The organism is Acinetobacter sp. V115_6 (assembly GCF_031799025.1).
GTDB classification, from domain to species: domain Bacteria; phylum Pseudomonadota; class Gammaproteobacteria; order Pseudomonadales; family Moraxellaceae; genus Acinetobacter; species Acinetobacter pittii.
Genome location: NZ_JAVQNO010000014.1, coordinates 35,646 through 55,395, shown reverse-complemented (window position 1 = coordinate 55,395; position 19,750 = coordinate 35,646). Strand labels below are relative to the sequence as shown.

Below are 19,750 nucleotides of genomic sequence, written 5' to 3'. Positions count from 1 at the left end.
CTACAATCTTTTTATGATGCTTTACTGTAGAAATGGAAACTTAAAAATGACTTAAATAAAAAATGATCTAATTCAAAGACCTTAATACATGCTACTTTTTTAAATTTTGTATAATAAAAAGACGAGGTTAAATTTAACCTCGTCTTGTGAGCTTTTAACTAAATATTGTTTTTAGAAACTATATTTAGCCATTAAACCAACACGGTTGTCTTTGTAATCATCACCAGCAAAGGTTTCGCGTTTACCATTAACATATTCAATACCTAAGTCAATTGGTTTAACTGGTGTATAAATGACGTTGAGCCATGCTTGCTGAACTTTTTCATTACCCGCAGTATATGCTTTAGCATAGTCTGTGCCATCATCAGCGAATTGAGCACCGTATGCTAAAGTAGCACGTAGGTTAGGTAAAATCTTATAAGTTCCACCCACTTGTACAGCTACAAATTCATTTTGCTCAATATTATCATTAACTAAAGTATAAGCAGAATTACTACCATATAAGTAGTTACTGTTACCTACAACATAAGAAGCATCAGCAAAGAGTTTTAAAGGATCTGCTACTTTAAAGTCAGTACCTGCAGCAACGCCCCACCCAGTCTGGTCATCGCCCTTTCCTGATTTGTAGTTTTCAACAAAAGCTCGAGCAGAAGCATTACCATTACCACCAGCATAACCTTGAGTAATTTTAGCTGTTAATACAGGTAATCTATATTTAACTGAGTCACCTGTTGCTGAACTATTACCTTCCTCAGCTGAAACAAATAATTGAGTCGCAGGAGCTAATTTATAGTTATAACGTACTTGTGGAATACGTGTTGTACCACCACCAATGTTCGTCGAAAAGTCGATCATTTCTGGTGCGTGGCTCGCCAAGAAGTTAGATGTAGTTTGACCAAACAACCAGTTGTTATAAGTTAAGTAAGCATGACGAATACGTACGTTTTCAGATTTGTTATTGTCACCACTTGCAAAGTCCAACTCAATTTTACCACCAACTTTGGCATTGCTTACAGGAGCAGTAAAATCTAAACCTAGACGAGTCGTTTTAGCAGTAGCACGCAATTTATCTTTTGCTTCACCATTAGACTTACTTACATCAGCGAAGTCACCATCCGCACCTTCGATAATATAGTTAGCATCGCCACGAACAAAACCATATAGATTCACATCAGCACCAGTTTTAGATTTTAATGATGCTAATGGAGAAGCTGGTGCAGCAGCTTGAGGTTGTGCCTTAACTTCAGCTAACTGTACTTGCTGTTGTTGCTGTACTTGCTGTTGTTGTTGCTGAACTTGACGTTGTTCTTGAATTAAAGCTTTTAACGCTTCAACTTCTTTACGAAGCTGTTGAATTTCCGCTTTGTCGGAAGTCGCAGCATGTGCCCCACTCATCATTAAAGCTGTAACTGTAAGAGCTAAACTTTTAATAACGAAAGATTTACGATTAAGGAATAGATCCATCAAAAACTCCTAAAAATATATTTTATGTTGCCTATCCATGCCAAGTTGATTTACGCCATTAAATTAGGGGCTAAAAAATCAACTCTCCTCCACATTGGTTACATTAATTTTATTACCGCAACCAAAACCAATTTCAACGTTGTGCAAGACTAAAACCTATAAACAAAGACATAAAAAACATACTTTGATTTACAGATTTTTACCTTAACTTCATGTTGTAACGAATCCTACACAACTCTCTTATCTTATAGAATGATTAAATCGTTATTTCATTATTCTTTTTTAGACTTTAGGCTAATAACCAATCTAATTGAACATTTTTCTGTCCATTTTGATTGATTCACATGATTTTTATTGTTATCCAAATCCATTTTTTCTCCTTTTAGCTTCCATTTGCTACTCAAACAAGATGGCACAATTAATTGAGCATTAAAATAGCTAAAAATATACATTTTAAGAAACATAGACAAATGTATTAGAGCACACTTAGATTAATACTTAATCGACATTAAGTTTCTTTATTTCATTTAGTTAACTTTACTTTTCCTGTAGTTTCGCATGTTTCCAGAGATAAATAGGCAGTAAACTGAGCACTCCAATAATGACAATAGCTATCAAATAATGGAAATAACCGAGCACATCTCCAATCACCCCACTAAAACTATAAAGAAGACCACTCACAGTCGCCATGACTGAAACCTGAAACGTAAAATCTGTCCCCGCATATTCTTTTCGACTGTAATACATGACTAGAGTCAACATAACCACTAACAGCATTGCCGAGAATACATCTTCTAAAGCATTGACTGTATAGATAACCCAGACATTCAACTGATTTTTTTGTTCATAGGCATAGGCTAAATAAGCATAGGCTCCTAGACTCATAATTTTAAAAACTGAAAAAACAATTAATGCTGTTGGTCTTGAAAAGTACTTAAGTACTCCCCCTGCCATTGCCGCTCCAGCGAGTGCGGCTACTGCACCTAGCATCGTGATATAAACACCAATTTGGGTAAAACTTAGCCCCATATCCACCATTAAAGGTTTGAGTAATGGCCCAGCTAAGCCGTCTGCTACTTTAAAAGTGATCAGCACCACTAACCAAGAACGGAGTTCTTTATTTTGAGAAAAGTAACTCAAATAAGCCTTAATTTTTGTGGTTAGATTTAGTTGATTAAGTTTGAGCTCGCGCTTTGAACGAGAAGTATGTCGAGGTTCTTTAAATAACCAAATAGGTAAAGTATTTAAAAATACTAAGGTTGCTAATAGCAAAAAAGTGGGTTGCCATGTTAACCAGTCTAAGCACCAAAGTACGGCGCCTCCCCCCACAATAAATCCTAAGCGTGAACCAATCACCTGAAATGTGTTGCCCCAATGCTGCTGGTCATGTTTCAACAAATTGACTGCTAAAGCATCGGTAGCAATGTCTTGTGTTGCTCCAGTTAAGTTCATAAAAAGTAGTGAAATAAAAAAGGCTAATAAATAAATCGGTTGATCTAAAGCCTGAACGGGGAAAAAAGACAAAATGCACAGCACCCCCACAGTCAGAAACTGGGTAGGTAAAATCCAACTACGGTAGTGCCCTAGACGGGAAAGTGCATGTCGGTCGACCCACGGCGCCCAAAAAATCTTGATTGACCACGGCAACATTAATAAGCCAAAGCCACCAATATGGGCGAGGGATACTCCTTCTGCTCTTAAGATCACGGGTAAAGCATGCGTCATGAACCCGACAGGCAGTCCTTGTGCCCAATATAAGGAAAATAGCAGAAGATAAAGATTTTGCTGCCGCACCATAGAAACCTACTTTTTATTTGTTTAATGAGGAATAACATCAAATGTCATTTTGTTCTTACATTTTGCCAATGAAGCATATATTTCAAAAGATTAAGATAAAACTAGGACAAGTTAAAATTTAAAAAATATGGATCAACATTTCCCTAATTTACCTGATTTGGTGCCTCAACGCGGTACTGCTTTAAGCCGAGCACTATTTAAAAAACTTTTTTTAGCGCAAGGTTGGACAATTGAAGGCGAAGTTCCTAATTTTCCAAAAGCAGTGGCAATTATTTCCCCCCATACTTCCAATATTGATGGATGGTATGGCTTTCTTGCAATTTTTGGATTAGGTATTCAAATTACGGTACTAGGTAAAGATGCCCTTTTTAAACCACCGTTTAAACGAGCTTTAGATTGGGCTGGAGTCATTCCAGTTAAACGTGACACTGCCAATGGACTTACTGAGCAAGTCGTTGCAACCATTCAAAACCATGACAAGATCTGGATTGGAATGGCGCCCGAAGGTACACGTAAGAAAGCAAAAAAAATGAAAAGTGGTTTTTACCATATTGCTGCAAAAGCTCATATTCCCATTGTCATGTTTTCTTTTGATTATGATCATAAGACTATTCACTGTTTAGGGCACTTAAACCCAAGCGGCAACTATGAAGAAGATTTAGAAAAGATTTTTGAGCGTTATGAAGGAAAAATTTCACCGAAAAATCGTAATTGGCTGGCTGAACCTTTACAAAATCTAGTGAAAAAAACCTAGCAAAAAATGAACAAATCTGGTCTTATGAGCCCTCTTCATTTATCTCGATGTAGATTATTTTTTTAAAGATGAAAATTGCTCAATTTGCCAGTATTGGATTTATCTCTCTAGCACTATTTGGCTGTGATAAATTTAGCAAAACGCCAACACCGACAACCTCAATGAAAGCCCGTGAACCTGTGATTGCACTTGCTTTAGGTGGCGGTGGAGCAAAAGGATTTTCACATATTGGTGTAATCAAGGTTTTAGAGTCTCACGGAATTAAACCTAAAATTGTCACAGGTACCAGTGCCGGTAGCTTTGTTGGAAGTATCTACGCAAGTGGACAAACGCCTTATCAATTGCAAAGTCTGGCTTTGAAATTACAAGAGTCAGATATCCGTGATTTAACCCTGAATCGTCAGGGTATTATTCTCGGACAAAAGTTACAGGACTACGTGAACCGTAACGTGGGTAACAAACCAATTGAGAAATTCCCCATTCGTTTTGCAGCGGTTGCAACACGCCTTGATAATGGTCAAAAAGCTGACTTTATTAAAGGTAATGCAGGGCAAGCAGTTCGTGCATCGTGCAGTATTCCCAACGTGTTCGTTCCTGCAACTATTGGCAAACAGAAATATGTAGATGGTGGATTAGTTAGCCCTATTCCAGTTAAAACAGCTCGTGATATGGGTGCAGATATTGTGATTGCGGTTGATATTTCTGCACGTCCAGCAGGGAATCGCCCAGCCAATATGTGGGGACTACTTGATCAAACCATTAATATCATGGGTCAACAAAGTATTAATGAAGAACTCAAGCAAGCTAATGTAGTGATTCAACCTAAAGTTGGTCATCTAGGTACTCTTGACCTCAAATCAAGTAATCAGGCAATTTTGGAAGGTGAAAAAGCTGCTCAAGCGCAAATACGCCAAGTTGAAACTGCAATTGCAAACTTCAAAAAATCTCCAGCTGCATTTAAGCCTGCACCACGCCCTAAATTCTAATTGAGGTGGTTTTTTTCTATCCACACTCCCCATCATCTGCTACAGTGGTAAAAGTGATATTAAGTCACTTTTACCCATCATAAAGATATATAAAAGAGCAGATCTATGGAGTTTGTTATACAACCTTGGCACTGGTTTGTATTGGGTATATTACTTATTCTTTCCGAGCTGATTCTACCCGCCTTTGCCGCGCTTTGGTTTGGTATTGCCGCCATTATGGTGTGCTTTCTCTACTGGTTATTTCCAGATATTAGCCTCACAACGCAAATTGTATTGTGGATAGTTCTGTCAGTGCTATGCACCATTCTTTGGTTCAAATTTATTAAACCATTATCAATTGATAAAACTAAAGCGGGATTACCCCGTGAAGCGACTATTGGTCAAATTGGTATGGTGATTCAAACCGGTCTTGATCATGATCAAATTATTGTTCGCTTTCCAATGCCTATTTTAGGGGCTGATGAATGGAACTGTCGAAGCACTAATCCGGTCAAAGTCGGTGATCGAGTGAGAGTTATTGATATTTCGGGTAATGACTTAATTGTCCAGTCCCACGGTACTTCATAAACATTAAAGATAAAGAGAGGGTATTTTCATGCCAGTCGGTACTATTATTGTTTTAGCTTTTTTGGCTTTTGTGGCTGTCACCATTTTTAAAGGGGTACGTATTGTTCCTCAGGGTTATAAGTGGATTGTTCAACGTTTAGGTAAATACCATTCGACACTTAATCCTGGGCTTAATTTTGTGATTCCCTATGTAGATGAAGTGGCATATAAAATTACCACGAAAGATATTGTGCTTGATATTCCATCTCAAGAAGTAATTACACGTGATAACGCCGTATTACTAATGAATGCAGTGGCCTACATTAATTTAACCACACCAGAAAAAGCTGTCTATGGTATTGAAAACTATACATGGGCGATTCAAAACCTTGTACAAACTTCGTTACGTTCTATTGTAGGTGAAATGGATCTAGATGATGCATTGTCTTCACGAGATCATATTAAAGCCAAGCTCAAAGCTGCGATTTCTGATGATATTTCAGATTGGGGTATTACTTTAAAAACTGTTGAAATTCAAGATATTCAACCTTCTCATACCATGCAAGCGGCTATGGAAGAGCAAGCTGCGGCAGAGCGTCAACGTCGTGCTGCCGTTACAAAAGCAGATGGTGAAAAACAGGCTGCTATTTTAAGTGCAGAAGGTCGTTTAGAAGCATCTCGTCGTGATGCTGAAGCTCAAGTGGTCTTAGCAGAAGCATCTCAAAAAGCAATTGAAATGGTAACCAGTGCGGTTGGTGATAAAGAAATTCCTGTTGCTTACCTTTTAGGTGAACAATATGTGAAAGCCATGCAAGATATGGCGAAATCAAGCAATGCTAAAACTGTGGTTTTACCTGCCGATGTTTTAAATACAATTCGCGGTATTATGGGAAAACATAATTAATGTGTTTACTTTAAATAAGTATTTGAAAACAAAACGGCGACTACTATGTCGCCGTTTTTTATCTTTTATATTATTGGTTTTTTAATCTTTTCTGATCTTTCAAAGGGAGTTTTTTTACAACCAAATCATAAGAGTCGCGAATTAAATCTTGAAGTAAATCTCTTGTTAAGTTCTTATGCGGTGTAATCGAAATCCAGTGCTTTTTATTCATGTGATATCCAGGAATAATAAATGAATAGAGCTCCTGATATTCCTGACTTTTATAGGGATCACATTTAACATTAACCATTTTGACGCCAGCTACTTCTGCGGTCAACATGAACATTTTCTCTAAAATTTTAAAAACTTCATAGTCTGGCCCAAATGGATGGGTCTGTTGACTAAAGGGAAGATTACGCGCGATTTCAATTGCAGTTTGATGAAGCTGAGCACCATTCATTCTTTTCTCCCTTATTCATTTCACATGAATAGAAGTTATGAATATTGATTTAATATTATTAATTGGTACGCGCTAAAAGGAATTGTGAAATATCTACTAATTCTTTCGCATCGTCACCAAAATGCGCTAAGGCTTCAAAGGCTTGATCATGCAATTCTTTAGCATAGACCTTTGCTTGTTCGAGCCCCATTAAGGCTGGATATGTCGATTTTTGTACTTGTTCATCCTTACCTGCAGTTTTACCCAAGGTTTCGGTACTCGAAGTAATATCGAGAATATCATCTAACACTTGAAAAGCTAGTCCAATTGTTTGTCCATATTGACGTAACTTTGGAATTGCTTGATCTGTTCCAGAGAAGATTGTCACTGCACCCATCATAATGGCTGCCTGAATGAGCGCACCGGTTTTATTACGATGGATATTTTCAAGTTCGTCTTGAGTAATTTGCTTGCCTTCCGCTTGCAAATCTAAAACCTGTCCAGAGACCATTTTGGAGCTAGCAGTTGCTAAAATCTGCATTTGTTTTAATACAATCGCAGCATCAGCACCCTGCCCTTGTTCATCAAACAAACGGCTACCTAAAACCTCAAAAGCCATTGATTGTAAAATGTCACCAGCAAGCAAAGCAGTATCTTCACCAAACGCAACATGACAAGTCGGCTGACCACGACGTAGTAAATCATTGTCCATACAAGGCAAGTCATCGTGCGCTAGTGAGTAGCAATGAATTAACTCTACAGCAACCGCCGCACGACGAGCCGCAGCAAAATTTGGATTTGGCTGTAAAGAGGCAGTGGCATAACATAAAGCCGGACGCACACGCTTTCCACCAAGCATAACTGCATGGTGAACTGCACTTTTTAAAGGCTCTGGAATTGAGAATGCGGCCAGTGTCGTCAATAAATCTTGTTGAATACGTTGTTGAGCTTGTTTTAAAACATCCGCATTAACTTGAGAGAGTGATGACACAGTCGCCTCGATAAAATCAGTAGAGAAATTTTATTGAATGTTATGAAGCATTCATGCGCTACATCATACACGATTCACTGTGAAAAGTGCGTGATGAGTTTTCGAAGGCCTAAGTAAAAAAGCCTCTACAAAATGGAGAGGCTTTTTTCATTCTTAAGTAAGTTTTAGAAACTGTCACCAGGAACACGTACCCAACCTTCCATTAACACACGCGCACTACGACTCATAATGGCCTTTTTAACAACCCACTGGCCATTTGTAAGTTCAGCTTGAGCACCCACACGTAGTGTCCCAGATGGATGCCCGAAACGTACTGCTTCACGCTCACCGCCACCAGCTGCTAAATTTACTAAAGTGCCTGGAATAGCAGCCGCTGTTCCAATTGCAACGGCTGCTGTTCCCATCATGGCATGGTGTAATTTACCCATCGACAAAGCACGAACGAGTAAGTCGACATCACTCTCTGAAACGTTTTTACCGCTTGATGCTGTGTAATTTTTTGGTTTAGAGACAAAAGCAATTTTTGGGGTGTGCTGACGCGCTGCTGCTTCTGAAATATCTTTAATTAAGCCCATCTGAACTGCGCCATAGGCACGAATTTTTTCAAAACGTGCCAATGCAGTTGCGTCACTATTAATATGATCTTGTAACTCAGTACCTTCGTATCCTAAATCTTCTGCATTTAAGAAAATGGTTGGAATACCAGCATTAATAAATGTGGCTTGAAAACTACCAATCTCTGGAACATCTAATTGGTCAACAACATTCCCTGTCGGGAACATATCACCGCCCTCTTCACCATCATCGGCAGGATCTAAAAACTCAATTTGGACCTCAGCGGCAGGGAAAGTCACCCCATCTAGTTCAAAATCTCCAGTTTCTTGAACCTGTCCATTAGTAATAGGCACATGCGCAATAATGGTTTTTTGAATATTTTTTTGCCAAATTCGAACCGTGCATAGGCCATTTTCTGGAATACGATCGACATCAACTAAGCCATTTGAAATCGCAAAAGAGCCAACCGCAGCGGTTAAATTACCGCAGTTACCACTCCAATCTACAAAAGCCTGATCAATTGAAACCTGACCAAACAAATAATCAACGTCATGATCTGGCTGAGTGCTTTTAGCGAGAATAACAGTTTTGCTGGTACTCGAAGTGGCACCACCCATGCCATCAATTTGTTTTCCATAAGGATCTGGACTACCAATTACACGTAGTAAGAGCTGATCTCTTGCTTGACCTGCAACTTGGGCTTTTTCGGGCAAATCATCAAGCTTAAAAAAGACACCTTTACTCGTTCCACCACGCATATAAGTTGCTGGAATTTTAATTTGCGGTACTGAGCTCATATCAACTGTTATCCTTACTATTATGTTCTTCTATATCAAAACAAGCATTCTTGTTTACCCTTCTCTGCATCTTAAATTGTTTTAAGGCCAAGAGATAGCGATCTGCTTTATACATCAATCGTATTGACGCGAGTATATTTTGTGAATTTAACAATATGCTTGCAATGACTTAATCTAAGCAAAATCTAAGAAAAAAAGTCTATCTGAAATTATATTTTTTAGAGTACTTTTCACTCGAAATAGAAATATTAAAAGCAAGATTATGATTTTAAATAAATTTTACAATTACTTTTCAGTCACGCCTTATTAATTTGTAGTCTAGGCTAAAATAACTCCATCTATTAGAATAATTTACTTATTCATAGTGAGTGAAGACCTTTGACCAACGAATCTTCTACACTTCAACGAGGACTAAAAAATCGACATATCCAATTAATTGCTATGGGTGGAGCAATTGGTACCGGATTATTTTTAGGCTCGGCGCAAGTGATTCAATCTGCGGGACCATCCATTATTTTAGGATATGCCATTGGTGGCTTAATTGCTTTTTTAATTATGCGCCACTTGGGAGAAATGATTGTTGAAGAACCTGTTGCAGGATCGTTCAGCCATTTTGCGTATAAATACTGGGGGAAATTTCCCGGATTTTTAACCGGATGGAATTATTGGATACTCTACGTTCTGGTTGCGATGAGCGAACTCACCGCAGTGGCCAAATATATTAATTATTGGTGGCCTCATATTCCAGCGTGGACGTCTGTCTTATTTTTCTTTGTCGTGATTACGGCAATTAACCTAACAAACGTCAAATTTTATGGTGAGTCCGAATTCTGGCTCGCTATTATTAAAGTTGCTGCGGTCATCTCTATGATTGTTTTTGGACTTTATTTGCTATTTACAGCAGATGTAGGTTCAAACATTTCATTTAGTAACCTTTGGTCTCATGGTGGATTTTTTCCAAATGGCTTTAGCGGCCTCTTCTATATGTTGGCTTTCTTGATGTTCGCCTTTGGTGGTATCGAACTGATTGGTATGGCCGCAGCAGAAGCAAAAGATCCGAAAAAAACGATTCCAAAAGCAATTAACCAAGTCGTTTTCCGTATCTTGATTTTCTATATCGGTTCATTGGCAATTTTACTTTCATTAGTGCCGTGGAACCAATTAGATCTTGGCGGTCTCGACAAAAGTCCATTTGTTATGATTTTTAGTCAAATGGGAATTGGTTGGGCTGCACACTTACTGAATTTTATTATTTTAACTGCTGCACTATCTGTTTATAACAGTGGGATGTTTGCAAATAGCCGTATGCTATACAGTCTCGCTCAACAAGGTAATGCACCAAAAGTTTTTGCAAAAACCAATAAACAAGGGGTTCCTATTCCCGCTGTTCTGCTTTCTGCTTTATTAATCTTTGGTTGCGTTCTTTTAAATTACTTTGTACCTGAAGATGCTCTTGGACATCTTATGTATGTTGTGGTTGGTGCACTTGTTCTAAACTGGGCAATGATATCAATTACACATTTGAAGTATAGACGCTTTGTTAAGCACGCGAATATTAAGACATCTTTTCCAGCGTTATGGTCACCTTTTAGTAATTACTTAGTTTTAGCGTTTATTGCTGTGGTTCTCTATATTATGTGGACTCAAGGCTTCAAAGAGTCAGTAATGATGATCCCTATTTGGATTACAGCAATGCTTGTACTTTTTGACTATTTAAATCCTAAAAAATTAGATTCCATTGAGAATCCGGAAGAATAAATAAATCTAAAAAGCCATTGTCTAGACAATGGCTTTTTTATTTAAAAATATAAGATTAAAGCCATATCTGAATCTCAGTTTAAAGCCACTGTTTCGTATCATCAGCGACAGGTGTGCCATGAATAACGTGCATAATCATTGCATGAGCAATACTGCCCTTAAATGGAATTTCAGGTAATTGATTAAATTTGAAAAACTGAGCATCGCTAAGTTCTTTCTCCTGAATTTCAATTTCGCCCGCTTCATATTCAGCTTTAAAGGCCAACATTAAGTTACTGGGAAATGGCCATGGTTGACTCGCCAAATACTGAATATTCTTAATGTGTAATCCAACTTCTTCTAATGTTTCACGTCGAACAGCATCTTCTAGTGTTTCCCCTACCTCGACAAAGCCAGCAATTAAACTGTACATCTGGCTCTTATTTCTAGCATTTTTAGCCAGCAAAATCTTGTCCTCACCACGCGTAATAATGGTAATTACACAAGGATTGACCCTAGGATATTGACTAAAATTACATGCTGGACAAGTCATCGAATATTCAGTCTTATGCTGCTGGGTTTTATGTCCGCAACGACTACAAAACTGATGATTACGGCGCCACTCTAGCAACTGAAAAGCGCGACTTGCCTGTTCAAACTGCGGTTTAGTCCAATACTGTAAGAGTTGGCGAATAGGTATGAACTGATATCCATTTGGAATAAGTTCGCCTTCTTGGAAATCTCTTGCTATTACTAGAGGGTCTGCTTGTATATGTAAATCATGTTTCTGCTGTTGAAGGCAAGGTAGATTAAAATTCGCATCAACCAAAAGTTGTTGCTGCTGAAAAATATAAGCAATAGGATGGTTGTTGGTATCCATTTATATACTCGAGTGAAGAACCTTTCGCTGGACTCTATTGCTCCTTCAAAAGGATCAAGCTTAAACATATTTTTTTAAAATCTTACGCATATTAGCGAACACCTTCAATTCATTTAATTTGTATCTTTTTGATTAAAATCACATTTTATTCACATGCGTTATGTTTTTAAGTTGTCTTTATCTTTTTATAGCTAAGTGACTAGTGATGAAGTTAGAAGCTCTGCTTCACATAAAATTGATCTCTGAAAATATAGACTAGTTTTAGTTCCATCTCATGAAGCAAAAATATGCGATTTGGTTTAATTCTGGGTGATCAATTAAATCACCAACTCGCAACGCTCAAGTATTTAAACCGGAATGAAGACGTTATCTTGATGGCTGAAGTATTTGAGGAAACATCTTATGTTGCTCATCATCCACAAAAAATAGCACTGATTTTTAGTGGAATGCGGCACTTTGCAAAAGAATTAAAAGCACAGGGTTGGAAAATCCGTTATCACACATTTAAGCGCGAAAGTCATATAAAAAAGTTAGTCGACTTTATTGCTTTGCAGCAGCAACACTTCTCGGCGAATGCTCTCGTCATTACCCAATGTGGTGAGTATCGCTTACAACATGAAATCGAAAATTCATGGGCTAACAAGCTAAAACTACCTGTTATTTGTTTAGAAGATGATCGATTCTTTTGTACCGTAGAACAATTCAAGCAATGGGCAAACAAATATAAGACACTAAGAATGGAATATTTTTACCGAGAAATGCGCAAGCAAACTCACTATTTAATGCATGACCAACAACCCGTTGGCGGGCAATGGAACTTTGATCAAGCCAATCGAAAAGCGTGGTCAGGCAATCCATCTTTGCCATCAAAATTAGCCTTTGAGCATGATCAAATTGATATAGATGTTATTCAACTGGTCAAGAAAGAATTTTCACAACATATCGGCAATATCAACTCCTTTCAATGGGCAACTACCCGTCAAAATGCCCTACTTGCTCTAGATCATTTTATTTCTAACATCTTACCTCACTTTGGCGATTATCAAGATGCCATGGTTTATGGTTCAGATTTTATGTTTCATAGTCTGCTCTCACCTTATTTAAATTGTGGATTGTTGTTGCCAAAAGAAGTGTGTGACGCTGCTCAAACAGCCTATTACAGCGGACAGGCTCCATTAAATGCAGTAGAAGGATTTATTCGGCAGATATTAGGGTGGCGGGAATATGTACGTGGAATATATTGGTTATCTATGCCTGACTATAGCGATCAAAATACCCTTCATGCCAGCACGCCGCTGCCACAATATTACTGGACGGGTAATACAAAAATGGCATGTATGGCCGAGTGTTTCAGAAATACCTTTGAACATGGCTATGCTCACCATATTCAGCGTTTAATGATTACAGGTAACTTTGCACTTTTAGCAGGTGTAATTCCATCAGAAATTTGCAAATGGTATTTAGCAGTCTATGTAGACGCTTATGAATGGGTCGAATTACCGAATACTTTAGGCATGGCAATGTATGCAGATGGCGGCATCATGGCAAGTAAACCCTATGCTGCATCAGGTAATTACGTACATAAAATGTCAAATTATTGTCAGCACTGTACATATAACGTCAAAACAAAAACTGAGTCTGACAGTTGTCCATTTAACAGTTTATATTGGTATTTTATGAGCCGACATGAGGCCATATTTCGTCAGAATCCCAGAATGGCTATGGTCTATAAAAACCTTGATCGTATGAAAGATAAAGCTTCTGTCATGCAGCATGCCAAGTTACTTATTCATCAACTTGATGAGCTTTAAGATCATGAAAAAACAACATTTACCCCAGAAAATATGTGCCTATTGTCAACGTCCTTTTGACTGGCGAAAAAAATGGGAACGTTGCTGGGAAGAAGTAAAATATTGCTCTGAAAGATGTAAAAGACAAGCCCAATCAACTAAGTAGATATTTCACTCGATTGTTTTAACTGATTCAACACTACTCTTGATTGTTGAATCAGCTGGATTTCAATTGGTTATATCTGATGATGTTAAGCATATTTATACTGACGAGAGCAGTAAGCTCGTTCAACGTCTGGTGAACGTAATTGTTGATGCTTAGTTTTACGCCCTGCCATACGTTTACGCCAAAGTTTAAAACTATTGGTTTTTAGGTTGTATCTCATTAAACGAATAACTTCGCTTTCGCTTAAGCCATACTCTCGCTCAATTGCTTCAAATGGAGTGCGATCTTCCCATGCCATTTCAATAATTCTAGATAAGTCCTGTTCATCAATTTTTTTCATGCTATGCCCTTTTGATTTATAGATAGCCAAATCTGATTTTTAACAAACAACCTTTCGGGAATAGTTTCATCTACTCAATTGCTTGTCTTAAACCTTTTCGTGTTTTGCTTGAGATCATAGAAAGATCAACATGAATTTTTTGTGATTTTTTAGCTTTCTAAACTGTTTTTCTACAAGACATAAGTGTTCAAAACCATTGAATGGTTCAACTTTATCTTTATTGCCCACTATGGCAAAAGTTTTAATACCTAAAACGTAAAAAAGCCATTGCCTTCGCAATAGCTTTTTTGTTTATAATCATAAAATTATGCGCCCTTAGCTTAACTGGATAGAGCAGTTGCCTCCTAAGCGACCGACGTGGGTTCGAGTCCCGCAGGGCGCACATACTTAATACGTTAATCCCTCACTTCAGCCAACAACGTTTCAGCTGCAAGTTTGCCTAAATTATTAGAAGCAAGCGGACTATCACCTGTTAACAATTTACGGTCTCTATGACATTGTCCAGTAATACCCTTATTTAAAATTTCCACACCGAGTTTTTCAAGGTTTTCACCAACTAACCAAGGTAACGCACCCGGCATATAGCCAATATCGATATTCGCCCCTGCATCTAAAGCATCAGGGAATACACAAATTTGATAACCTTTGAAAATATAGTTTTCTGGCGCTTCGTCTACAGCCGCAGCCAATAATGCAGCAGGCCCATGACATAAAGTAATAATAAATTTATCTTGTTCAACTGCCCATTTAAGGACTTTTTTTACTTCAAGGCTATGTGGAATCTTAGCTAATGCACCATGCCCACCCGGAATAAAGACAGCCGCATAAGGTGAATTTTCCCCTACTACATTTTCTAAAATATCTGAGAGTTTCAGAGGATTTTTTAACTTGTCTGCATATTTTTGAAAAGTGTCTAATACAACTTGTTCTTGCTTTGGCATTGCCCACATTTCAAGTTTAGCAGGGTTCCCAGAAAGTGTCGCAACATCAATTTCAAAGCCTGCATTATCTAAATGAAACATCGGTAAAAGCATTTCTACAGGATGGTTACCTGTTGAAAAGAACTTACCGTTTTGCATCTGGATGTAACGCTCATCAGTTGCAATCATTAAAACTTTTTTATTGCCCGCATACGGCGTTGAATAAGTCGTGCCGTCGTAATCGGTTTTAGGAGCAGTATATTGACTTAGTGAATAAGGTGATGGGAAAAAGGCATTATCTTCAGCCAAATCTGGAGTAGGATTTTTATCATCAATATTTGCGGTATTCATTTTTACTATCCTTTTTCATCAGTATGGAAAGAAATAATAAGGTAATAACCCATTTTTATTTCTTACTCAATTTATAGGTGAAGTTATAGAACTGGTGCAATCTGCCAATAGAATTTGGCAATTTTTATAGAGAAATAGGCAGAATCTAGAATTATAAAATTCAGTTTAGGCGAACCTGTCGTTCGCCCAAACTTCAATGATTACAGCGTTACGCATTCATTTCTAAAACGATCTTTCCAATATGATCACCTTGTTCCATACATGCGTGAGCACTTTGTACATCTGAAAAAGCATACGTTTTATAGATTTGCGGTAAACATTTACCTTGAGCCAATAATGGCCATACATGCTCATGCAAAGATTGGGCAATCTCTGCTTTTTCTTGGCTATTACGTGCTCGCATCGTTGAACCCGTAATTGTGGCACGTTTTAAAATCAGTTTTTGTAAGTCAAATTCTTTTGCGATTCGACCCCCCATAAAACCAATAATGACAAGTCGGCCATCACGTTTTAATAGATTTAAATTTTTCGTGAAATAAGAACCACCCACAATGTCTAAAATAACATCAACACCTTGGTCTTGAGTATGTTTCAAAACTTCTTGCTCAAAATCTTGGGTTTTATAGTTAATTGCTGTGGTGAAACTAGAGAGTGCTTCAACTTTATCTTCACTACCAACGGTAGCAAAAGTTTTAATTCCTAAAGCTTGGCAAATTGCTAAAGCTGTGGTTCCAATACCACTTGCCCCACCATGAATCAGTGCAGTTTCATCTTTCTTTAAACGGCCAATATCAAATAGGTTTGCCCAAACCGTAAAAAATGTTTCTGGAATTGCAGCAGCTTGCGTAAATGATAAATTTTCAGGTATTGGCAATACTTGAGTTGCAGTTACCGCACAATATTCTGCATAACCACCGCCATTTGTTAGGGCACAAACTTTATCACCAACCTTGAATTGATCTACTTGTTCACCCACAGCAACCACGACACCAGCGACTTCAAGTCCCGGTATTTGAGTAACACCTTTAGGCATTGGATATAAACCCATACGCTGTAAAACGTCAGGACGGTTAATTCCAGCAGCCTTTACCTCAATTAAGACTTCATCTGCTTGAGGTACTGGAAGACTAGCATCTTGAACTTTTAGAACCTCAGGTCCACCAGGAGCCGTAATTTCAATAATTTTCATGGTTTTGGGAAGGGTCATAAAATACTCCATGTTTGATTTATATTTCAAAATACTAATCTACGTTAAATAATTGAGGACTTGGGTGGAACGCCAAACAGTCGCTTAAATTCTCGGCTAAATTGTGAAGCACTGACATACCCCACTTCATAGGCTGCTTCTGCTACACCCATTTTATTGTTCATGATTAACTCACGAGCCTTATGTAGCCGAGTAATTTTGATGTACTGTAAAGGCGAATAGTTCGTCACCTTTTTAAAAGTTTGATGAAAAAGCGAGATGCTCATGCCCGCTTGTTTCGCCAATTCTTGAACCGTTAAATTATGATAATAATCACGCTGAATAATTTCACAAATGGTGTAAATCACACCATTTCGACTTGCTATAGCCGATAAACTCTCGACTAAATTACCACCTGAGGCCTGCACCACACGATAAACCAATTCTCTTTTAACTTGCTCACCCAATATAAAAGTATCTTGTTTAGAGCGAAGTAAATTGAGCAATCTGAGAGCAACCTCTGAAATGGTGGCATTCATGTCAATCACTCTAAGTCCACAGCTTAATTTTAAATCTTCCGCGTGAGCATCTTCAGTAATCACTTGTTGCTGTTTATCCATTTTAGTAATGAGATCAGCCATCATTTGTGGTTCAAATTTTATTGCAATCGCCAACATGGGTTCATTATTTTCAACAACAGTATCGCAATCAAACGGTATTGCAATTGAGATAAATAAGCACTGTCCTTGTTGAAACTGAAAGATTTCTTTACCAATATATCCACGCTTTAATCCCTGTATCACTAAAACAATTGAGGGTTCTTGCAGCACGGCAATAGGTGGTGTGGAATGATCTACCCGCATTAAAGTGATATTAGAAATAAAAGTAGGATAGAGGCCTTCTGCTGGAGCCAAGTGCAAAAATGCATCGACCAAATGTTCTGTAAGATGATTTTGCGGCATAGTTTTATTGTGAGAAGTGATCTAATAATCAATATAACAATGAACCTAAAATGAAAACATCTGTCTTACGTTTACTTTGTATAAATAGGCAATTCAAATCAATTTTTAGGCATAAAAAAACCTAGAGCATTCTAGGTTTTTTCACTTTATCGGCCTATTTAAGCCGATAAATTAAAGAACATTGCTGCAATCAAAATAATTACGCCAAGTACAATTCGGTACCAAGCAAATACACGTAACGTGTGACGTTCTACAAACAGTACTAATGCTTTTACAACAAACAGCGCGGCAATAAAAGCAGCAACGAAACCTACGCCAATATTGACCATATTGTCTGAGGTGAGTACGTCAGCATTTTTAATCAAGTCAAAAGTCGCAGCCCCCAGCATGGTAGGCATAGCAAGGAAGAAAGAAAATTCTGTAGCAGCTTTGCGTGATAAACCTGCAAACATTCCGCCTACAATTGTTGCGCCTGAACGCGAAGTTCCCGGAATCATCGCCACACACTGAGCAAGACCTACTAAAAGCGCTTGTTTAAAGGTGATTTTGGTTGCATCAAGTGTCTTATGTTCAAACTGTCTAGATTCCACCCAGAAAATGATAAGGGCACCGACAATTAAGGCAATTGCAACCACAATTGGGCTAAATAGAACACTTTTAATAAAGTCGACAGCTAGAACACCAATAATGACTGCTGGAAAGAATGCAATAAGCACACTAATCGCAAAATGACGTGATTCCACATCACCACTAAAGAATCCCTTAATCAAGTTAATAATTTTTTGTCGGTATAACCAGCACACTGCCAAAATAGCACCTAACTGGATTACGACCTCAAATACACGACCGCCGTCTGAGTGGAAATCGATAATATGACCAAATAAAATTAAATGGCCTGTACTCGAGATGGGTAAAAATTCAGTTAAGCCTTCGACAAAGCCTAAAAACAGTGCTTTTATAACTTCAAAATTTTCCATAACTTGCTCAAAGAAAGTTAATCATTAGAACGACCTAAAATTTGTTTTATCGAAATTGGTAAGTCCCAAATTAAACTTAACACAAGTTCAATATCAGATCATTTCTAACGTTTGTGGTTATTGCCCCTAGTTAAAGGCAGTTTATTTAAAGTGCGATAATGTATCACATCATGATGACAAACTTGGGTTAACTATCGTAAAAAGATAAAACTTGGTTAAGAACTGCCAAAGTTTTTCTTGTTATAGACAAAGCTTTTTACCTTTACTTACTCTACAAAATGATCTTAAAAAGTCCTTAAAAAAACATGATATTATTCTGATCAAATGCAACTCATATCAAAAATTCAATCTGAATGAAAAATATCAAAATTAATGCACGCCATCTCATTATCGATTTATTTCTTTCCTCTGCTTACCCTCAGCTCACGATTAGACAAATATTAATTGCCGCTAAACTTTTTAATATGAGTGACAACGGTATTCGTGTGGCTACGACTCGGCTATTAAATGAAGGGATGATAGAAAGTGTAGAACGCGGTATTTATCAACTTTCGCCATCAACCAAAGAATGGGCAAAAGTTATTTTGAATCGTAAAAATGGCATTAAGCAGACTAAAGAATGGCAACAACACTATCTGGCAGTCTTTACTGGAACTTTAGGTCGTATTGATCGGACCGCTTTAAAAAAGAGAGAACGCGCTTTACATCAATTTGGTTTTAGAGGGCTCGAAACTGGAATTTATATACGCCCAGATAATTTAGCGTATAGCTTTGAAAAAACATGTGAAGAACTTGTTTTAGCTGGTCTTGAAAATGAAGCTAAAATTTCTATTATTCAAAAATTTGACGCAAAAACAGTTTCGTTAATTCCTTCTTTGTGGGATACCAAACAGCTTGAAAAGAACTATGAAATGTATAGTCATGATATCCAAGAATGGCTTTTGAATTATAAAAATTTATCCTTAAATGAGGCCGCTACCCAAGCTTTATTATTAGGCCGTGAAACCATTACCTTACTCATGAATGATCCTCTACTGCCTTCTCCATTTGTTGATGAACATGCCCGCAATCAGTTTGCTCAAAATGTACAACAGCTCGATTCGATTGGACAAAAGCTATGGCAGAAACTTTATGAAAATGAATTAGCCCACTAAAGGGCGATTTATTTTTTTACAAACAAATATTTCACATTTTAAAATTTTATGATTATATTTGTAATATAAGATATG

At 37.6% G+C, this 19,750-nt stretch carries 20 protein-coding genes and 1 tRNA gene; 9 read left to right on the top strand and 12 right to left on the bottom strand.

All coding sequences use genetic code 11. The annotated features are described in order from the left end of the window. Nucleotides 1-171: 171 nt before the first annotated feature. From RMA94_RS02790 to RMA94_RS02780, 3 genes are all read right to left on the bottom strand, one after another. The gene (locus RMA94_RS02790; protein WP_002116353.1) at nucleotides 172-1,464 is read right to left on the bottom strand and encodes a DcaP family trimeric outer membrane transporter; all 1,293 of its coding nucleotides are present in this window, start codon (nucleotides 1,462-1,464) and stop codon (nucleotides 172-174) included. Between the two features lie 272 nt (nucleotides 1,465-1,736). Then, a complete protein-coding gene (locus RMA94_RS02785; protein WP_086265301.1) occupies nucleotides 1,737-1,928 on the bottom strand; it encodes a hypothetical protein in 192 nt (63 codons plus the stop codon). Between the two features lie 73 nt (nucleotides 1,929-2,001). Further along, the gene (locus tag RMA94_RS02780; RefSeq protein ID WP_311081765.1) at nucleotides 2,002-3,261 is read right to left on the bottom strand and encodes an MFS transporter; all 1,260 of its coding nucleotides are present in this window, start codon (nucleotides 3,259-3,261) and stop codon (nucleotides 2,002-2,004) included. 127 nt (nucleotides 3,262-3,388) lie between these two features. Here RMA94_RS02780 and RMA94_RS02775 point away from each other — a divergent pair, with 127 nt between their 5' ends. From RMA94_RS02775 to RMA94_RS02760, 4 genes are all read left to right on the top strand, one after another. Then, complete coding sequence (locus RMA94_RS02775; protein WP_130173327.1) at nucleotides 3,389-4,015, top strand: lysophospholipid acyltransferase family protein; 627 nt, start codon at nucleotides 3,389-3,391, stop codon at nucleotides 4,013-4,015. Between the two features lie 68 nt (nucleotides 4,016-4,083). Beyond that, on the top strand, nucleotides 4,084-5,001 hold the full coding sequence (locus tag RMA94_RS02770) for a patatin-like phospholipase family protein (RefSeq protein ID WP_014207516.1): 918 nt from the start codon (nucleotides 4,084-4,086) through the stop codon (nucleotides 4,999-5,001). A gap of 105 nt (nucleotides 5,002-5,106) precedes the next feature. Continuing rightward, nucleotides 5,107-5,568, top strand: coding sequence for an NfeD family protein (locus RMA94_RS02765; protein WP_086265300.1), 462 nt, complete (start codon nucleotides 5,107-5,109; stop codon nucleotides 5,566-5,568). A gap of 28 nt (nucleotides 5,569-5,596) precedes the next feature. Continuing rightward, a complete protein-coding gene (locus RMA94_RS02760) occupies nucleotides 5,597-6,451 on the top strand; it encodes an SPFH domain-containing protein (protein WP_032006515.1) in 855 nt (284 codons plus the stop codon). 70 nt (nucleotides 6,452-6,521) lie between these two features. Here RMA94_RS02760 and RMA94_RS02755 read toward each other — a convergent pair whose 3' ends face one another. The 3 genes from RMA94_RS02755 to prpF all read right to left on the bottom strand — a co-directional run bounded on the left by RMA94_RS02755 (nucleotide 6,522) and on the right by prpF (nucleotide 9,212). Beyond that, nucleotides 6,522-6,890, bottom strand: a complete 369-nt coding sequence (locus RMA94_RS02755) for an MmcQ/YjbR family DNA-binding protein (protein ID WP_086265299.1) — start codon at nucleotides 6,888-6,890, stop codon at nucleotides 6,522-6,524. Nucleotides 6,891-6,948: 58 nt separating this feature from the next. Continuing rightward, complete coding sequence (locus RMA94_RS02750) at nucleotides 6,949-7,860, bottom strand: farnesyl diphosphate synthase (RefSeq protein ID WP_311081762.1); 912 nt, start codon at nucleotides 7,858-7,860, stop codon at nucleotides 6,949-6,951. A 164-nt stretch (nucleotides 7,861-8,024) separates the two neighbouring features. Further along, a complete protein-coding gene (prpF, locus tag RMA94_RS02745; protein WP_311081761.1) occupies nucleotides 8,025-9,212 on the bottom strand; it encodes a 2-methylaconitate cis-trans isomerase PrpF in 1,188 nt (395 codons plus the stop codon). A gap of 378 nt (nucleotides 9,213-9,590) precedes the next feature. Between prpF and RMA94_RS02740 the strand changes: the two genes are divergently transcribed. Continuing rightward, nucleotides 9,591-10,970 (top strand): amino acid permease, encoded by a 1,380-nt coding sequence (locus tag RMA94_RS02740; RefSeq protein WP_031946772.1) that lies wholly within the window; start codon nucleotides 9,591-9,593, stop codon nucleotides 10,968-10,970. 79 nt (nucleotides 10,971-11,049) lie between these two features. Here RMA94_RS02740 and nudC read toward each other — a convergent pair whose 3' ends face one another. Next, complete coding sequence (gene nudC / locus RMA94_RS02735) at nucleotides 11,050-11,829, bottom strand: NAD(+) diphosphatase (protein ID WP_311081760.1); 780 nt, start codon at nucleotides 11,827-11,829, stop codon at nucleotides 11,050-11,052. Between the two features lie 287 nt (nucleotides 11,830-12,116). On the opposite strand from nudC, the gene RMA94_RS02730 reads away from it, so the two are divergent. Together RMA94_RS02730 and RMA94_RS02725 are read left to right on the top strand one after the other, a co-directional pair. Beyond that, nucleotides 12,117-13,640 carry a cryptochrome/photolyase family protein gene (locus RMA94_RS02730; RefSeq protein ID WP_151302310.1) on the top strand — a complete coding sequence of 508 codons (1,524 nt, stop codon included), beginning with the start codon at nucleotides 12,117-12,119 and terminating at the stop codon, nucleotides 13,638-13,640. Between the two features lie 4 nt (nucleotides 13,641-13,644). After that, nucleotides 13,645-13,785 (top strand): DUF2256 domain-containing protein, encoded by a 141-nt coding sequence (locus tag RMA94_RS02725; RefSeq protein ID WP_080947730.1) that lies wholly within the window; start codon nucleotides 13,645-13,647, stop codon nucleotides 13,783-13,785. Between the two features lie 85 nt (nucleotides 13,786-13,870). Here the strand turns inward: RMA94_RS02725 and RMA94_RS02720 are convergent, their stop codons facing one another. Further along, entirely contained in the window at nucleotides 13,871-14,125 is a 255-nt protein-coding gene (locus tag RMA94_RS02720; protein WP_032052731.1) for a TIGR03643 family protein, read from the bottom strand. Nucleotides 14,126-14,434: 309 nt separating this feature from the next. On the opposite strand from RMA94_RS02720, the gene RMA94_RS02715 reads away from it, so the two are divergent. Then, nucleotides 14,435-14,507: transfer RNA gene (locus RMA94_RS02715), tRNA-Arg, on the top strand. 13 nt (nucleotides 14,508-14,520) lie between these two features. On the opposite strand, the gene hchA is transcribed toward RMA94_RS02715, so the two are convergent. From hchA to RMA94_RS02695, 4 genes are all read right to left on the bottom strand, one after another. After that, nucleotides 14,521-15,396 carry a glyoxalase III HchA gene (gene hchA, locus RMA94_RS02710; RefSeq protein WP_311081759.1) on the bottom strand — a complete coding sequence of 292 codons (876 nt, stop codon included), beginning with the start codon at nucleotides 15,394-15,396 and terminating at the stop codon, nucleotides 14,521-14,523. A gap of 208 nt (nucleotides 15,397-15,604) precedes the next feature. Next, entirely contained in the window at nucleotides 15,605-16,615 is a 1,011-nt protein-coding gene (locus RMA94_RS02705) for an NAD(P)H-quinone oxidoreductase (protein ID WP_311081757.1), read from the bottom strand. A 32-nt stretch (nucleotides 16,616-16,647) separates the two neighbouring features. After that, nucleotides 16,648-17,544, bottom strand: a complete 897-nt coding sequence (locus tag RMA94_RS02700; protein ID WP_311081756.1) for an AraC family transcriptional regulator — start codon at nucleotides 17,542-17,544, stop codon at nucleotides 16,648-16,650. A gap of 158 nt (nucleotides 17,545-17,702) precedes the next feature. Then, nucleotides 17,703-18,521, bottom strand: a complete 819-nt coding sequence (locus RMA94_RS02695; RefSeq protein WP_002116515.1) for an undecaprenyl-diphosphate phosphatase — start codon at nucleotides 18,519-18,521, stop codon at nucleotides 17,703-17,705. A 353-nt stretch (nucleotides 18,522-18,874) separates the two neighbouring features. Between RMA94_RS02695 and RMA94_RS02690 the strand changes: the two genes are divergently transcribed. Continuing rightward, entirely contained in the window at nucleotides 18,875-19,675 is an 801-nt protein-coding gene (locus RMA94_RS02690; RefSeq protein ID WP_311081755.1) for a PaaX family transcriptional regulator C-terminal domain-containing protein, read from the top strand. Nucleotides 19,676-19,750: the final 75 nt, after the last annotated feature.

Excerpts from the sequence above, each read along its gene's own strand:
- RMA94_RS02690 (WP_311081755.1), top strand. The coding sequence starts at position 18,875 with ATGAAAAATATCAAAATTAATGCACGCCATCTCATTATCGATTTATTT.
- hchA (WP_311081759.1), bottom strand. The coding sequence starts at position 15,396 with ATGAATACCGCAAATATTGATGATAAAAATCCTACTCCAGATTTGGCT.
- RMA94_RS02720 (WP_032052731.1), bottom strand. The coding sequence starts at position 14,125 with ATGAAAAAAATTGATGAACAGGACTTATCTAGAATTATTGAAATGGCA.
- RMA94_RS02760 (WP_032006515.1), top strand. The coding sequence starts at position 5,597 with ATGCCAGTCGGTACTATTATTGTTTTAGCTTTTTTGGCTTTTGTGGCT.
- RMA94_RS02725 (WP_080947730.1), top strand. The coding sequence starts at position 13,645 with ATGAAAAAACAACATTTACCCCAGAAAATATGTGCCTATTGTCAACGT.
- RMA94_RS02790 (WP_002116353.1), bottom strand. The coding sequence starts at position 1,464 with ATGGATCTATTCCTTAATCGTAAATCTTTCGTTATTAAAAGTTTAGCT.
- RMA94_RS02770 (WP_014207516.1), top strand. The coding sequence starts at position 4,084 with ATGAAAATTGCTCAATTTGCCAGTATTGGATTTATCTCTCTAGCACTA.
- RMA94_RS02780 (WP_311081765.1), bottom strand. The coding sequence starts at position 3,261 with ATGGTGCGGCAGCAAAATCTTTATCTTCTGCTATTTTCCTTATATTGG.
- RMA94_RS02765 (WP_086265300.1), top strand. The coding sequence starts at position 5,107 with ATGGAGTTTGTTATACAACCTTGGCACTGGTTTGTATTGGGTATATTA.
- RMA94_RS02695 (WP_002116515.1), bottom strand. The coding sequence starts at position 18,521 with ATGGAAAATTTTGAAGTTATAAAAGCACTGTTTTTAGGCTTTGTCGAA.
- RMA94_RS02705 (WP_311081757.1), bottom strand. The coding sequence starts at position 16,615 with ATGGAGTATTTTATGACCCTTCCCAAAACCATGAAAATTATTGAAATT.
- RMA94_RS02785 (WP_086265301.1), bottom strand. The coding sequence starts at position 1,928 with ATGTTTCTTAAAATGTATATTTTTAGCTATTTTAATGCTCAATTAATT.
- RMA94_RS02700 (WP_311081756.1), bottom strand. The coding sequence starts at position 17,544 with ATGCCGCAAAATCATCTTACAGAACATTTGGTCGATGCATTTTTGCAC.
- RMA94_RS02755 (WP_086265299.1), bottom strand. The coding sequence starts at position 6,890 with ATGAATGGTGCTCAGCTTCATCAAACTGCAATTGAAATCGCGCGTAAT.
- prpF (WP_311081761.1), bottom strand. The coding sequence starts at position 9,212 with ATGAGCTCAGTACCGCAAATTAAAATTCCAGCAACTTATATGCGTGGT.
- nudC (WP_311081760.1), bottom strand. The coding sequence starts at position 11,829 with ATGGATACCAACAACCATCCTATTGCTTATATTTTTCAGCAGCAACAA.
- RMA94_RS02775 (WP_130173327.1), top strand. The coding sequence starts at position 3,389 with ATGGATCAACATTTCCCTAATTTACCTGATTTGGTGCCTCAACGCGGT.
- RMA94_RS02730 (WP_151302310.1), top strand. The coding sequence starts at position 12,117 with ATGCGATTTGGTTTAATTCTGGGTGATCAATTAAATCACCAACTCGCA.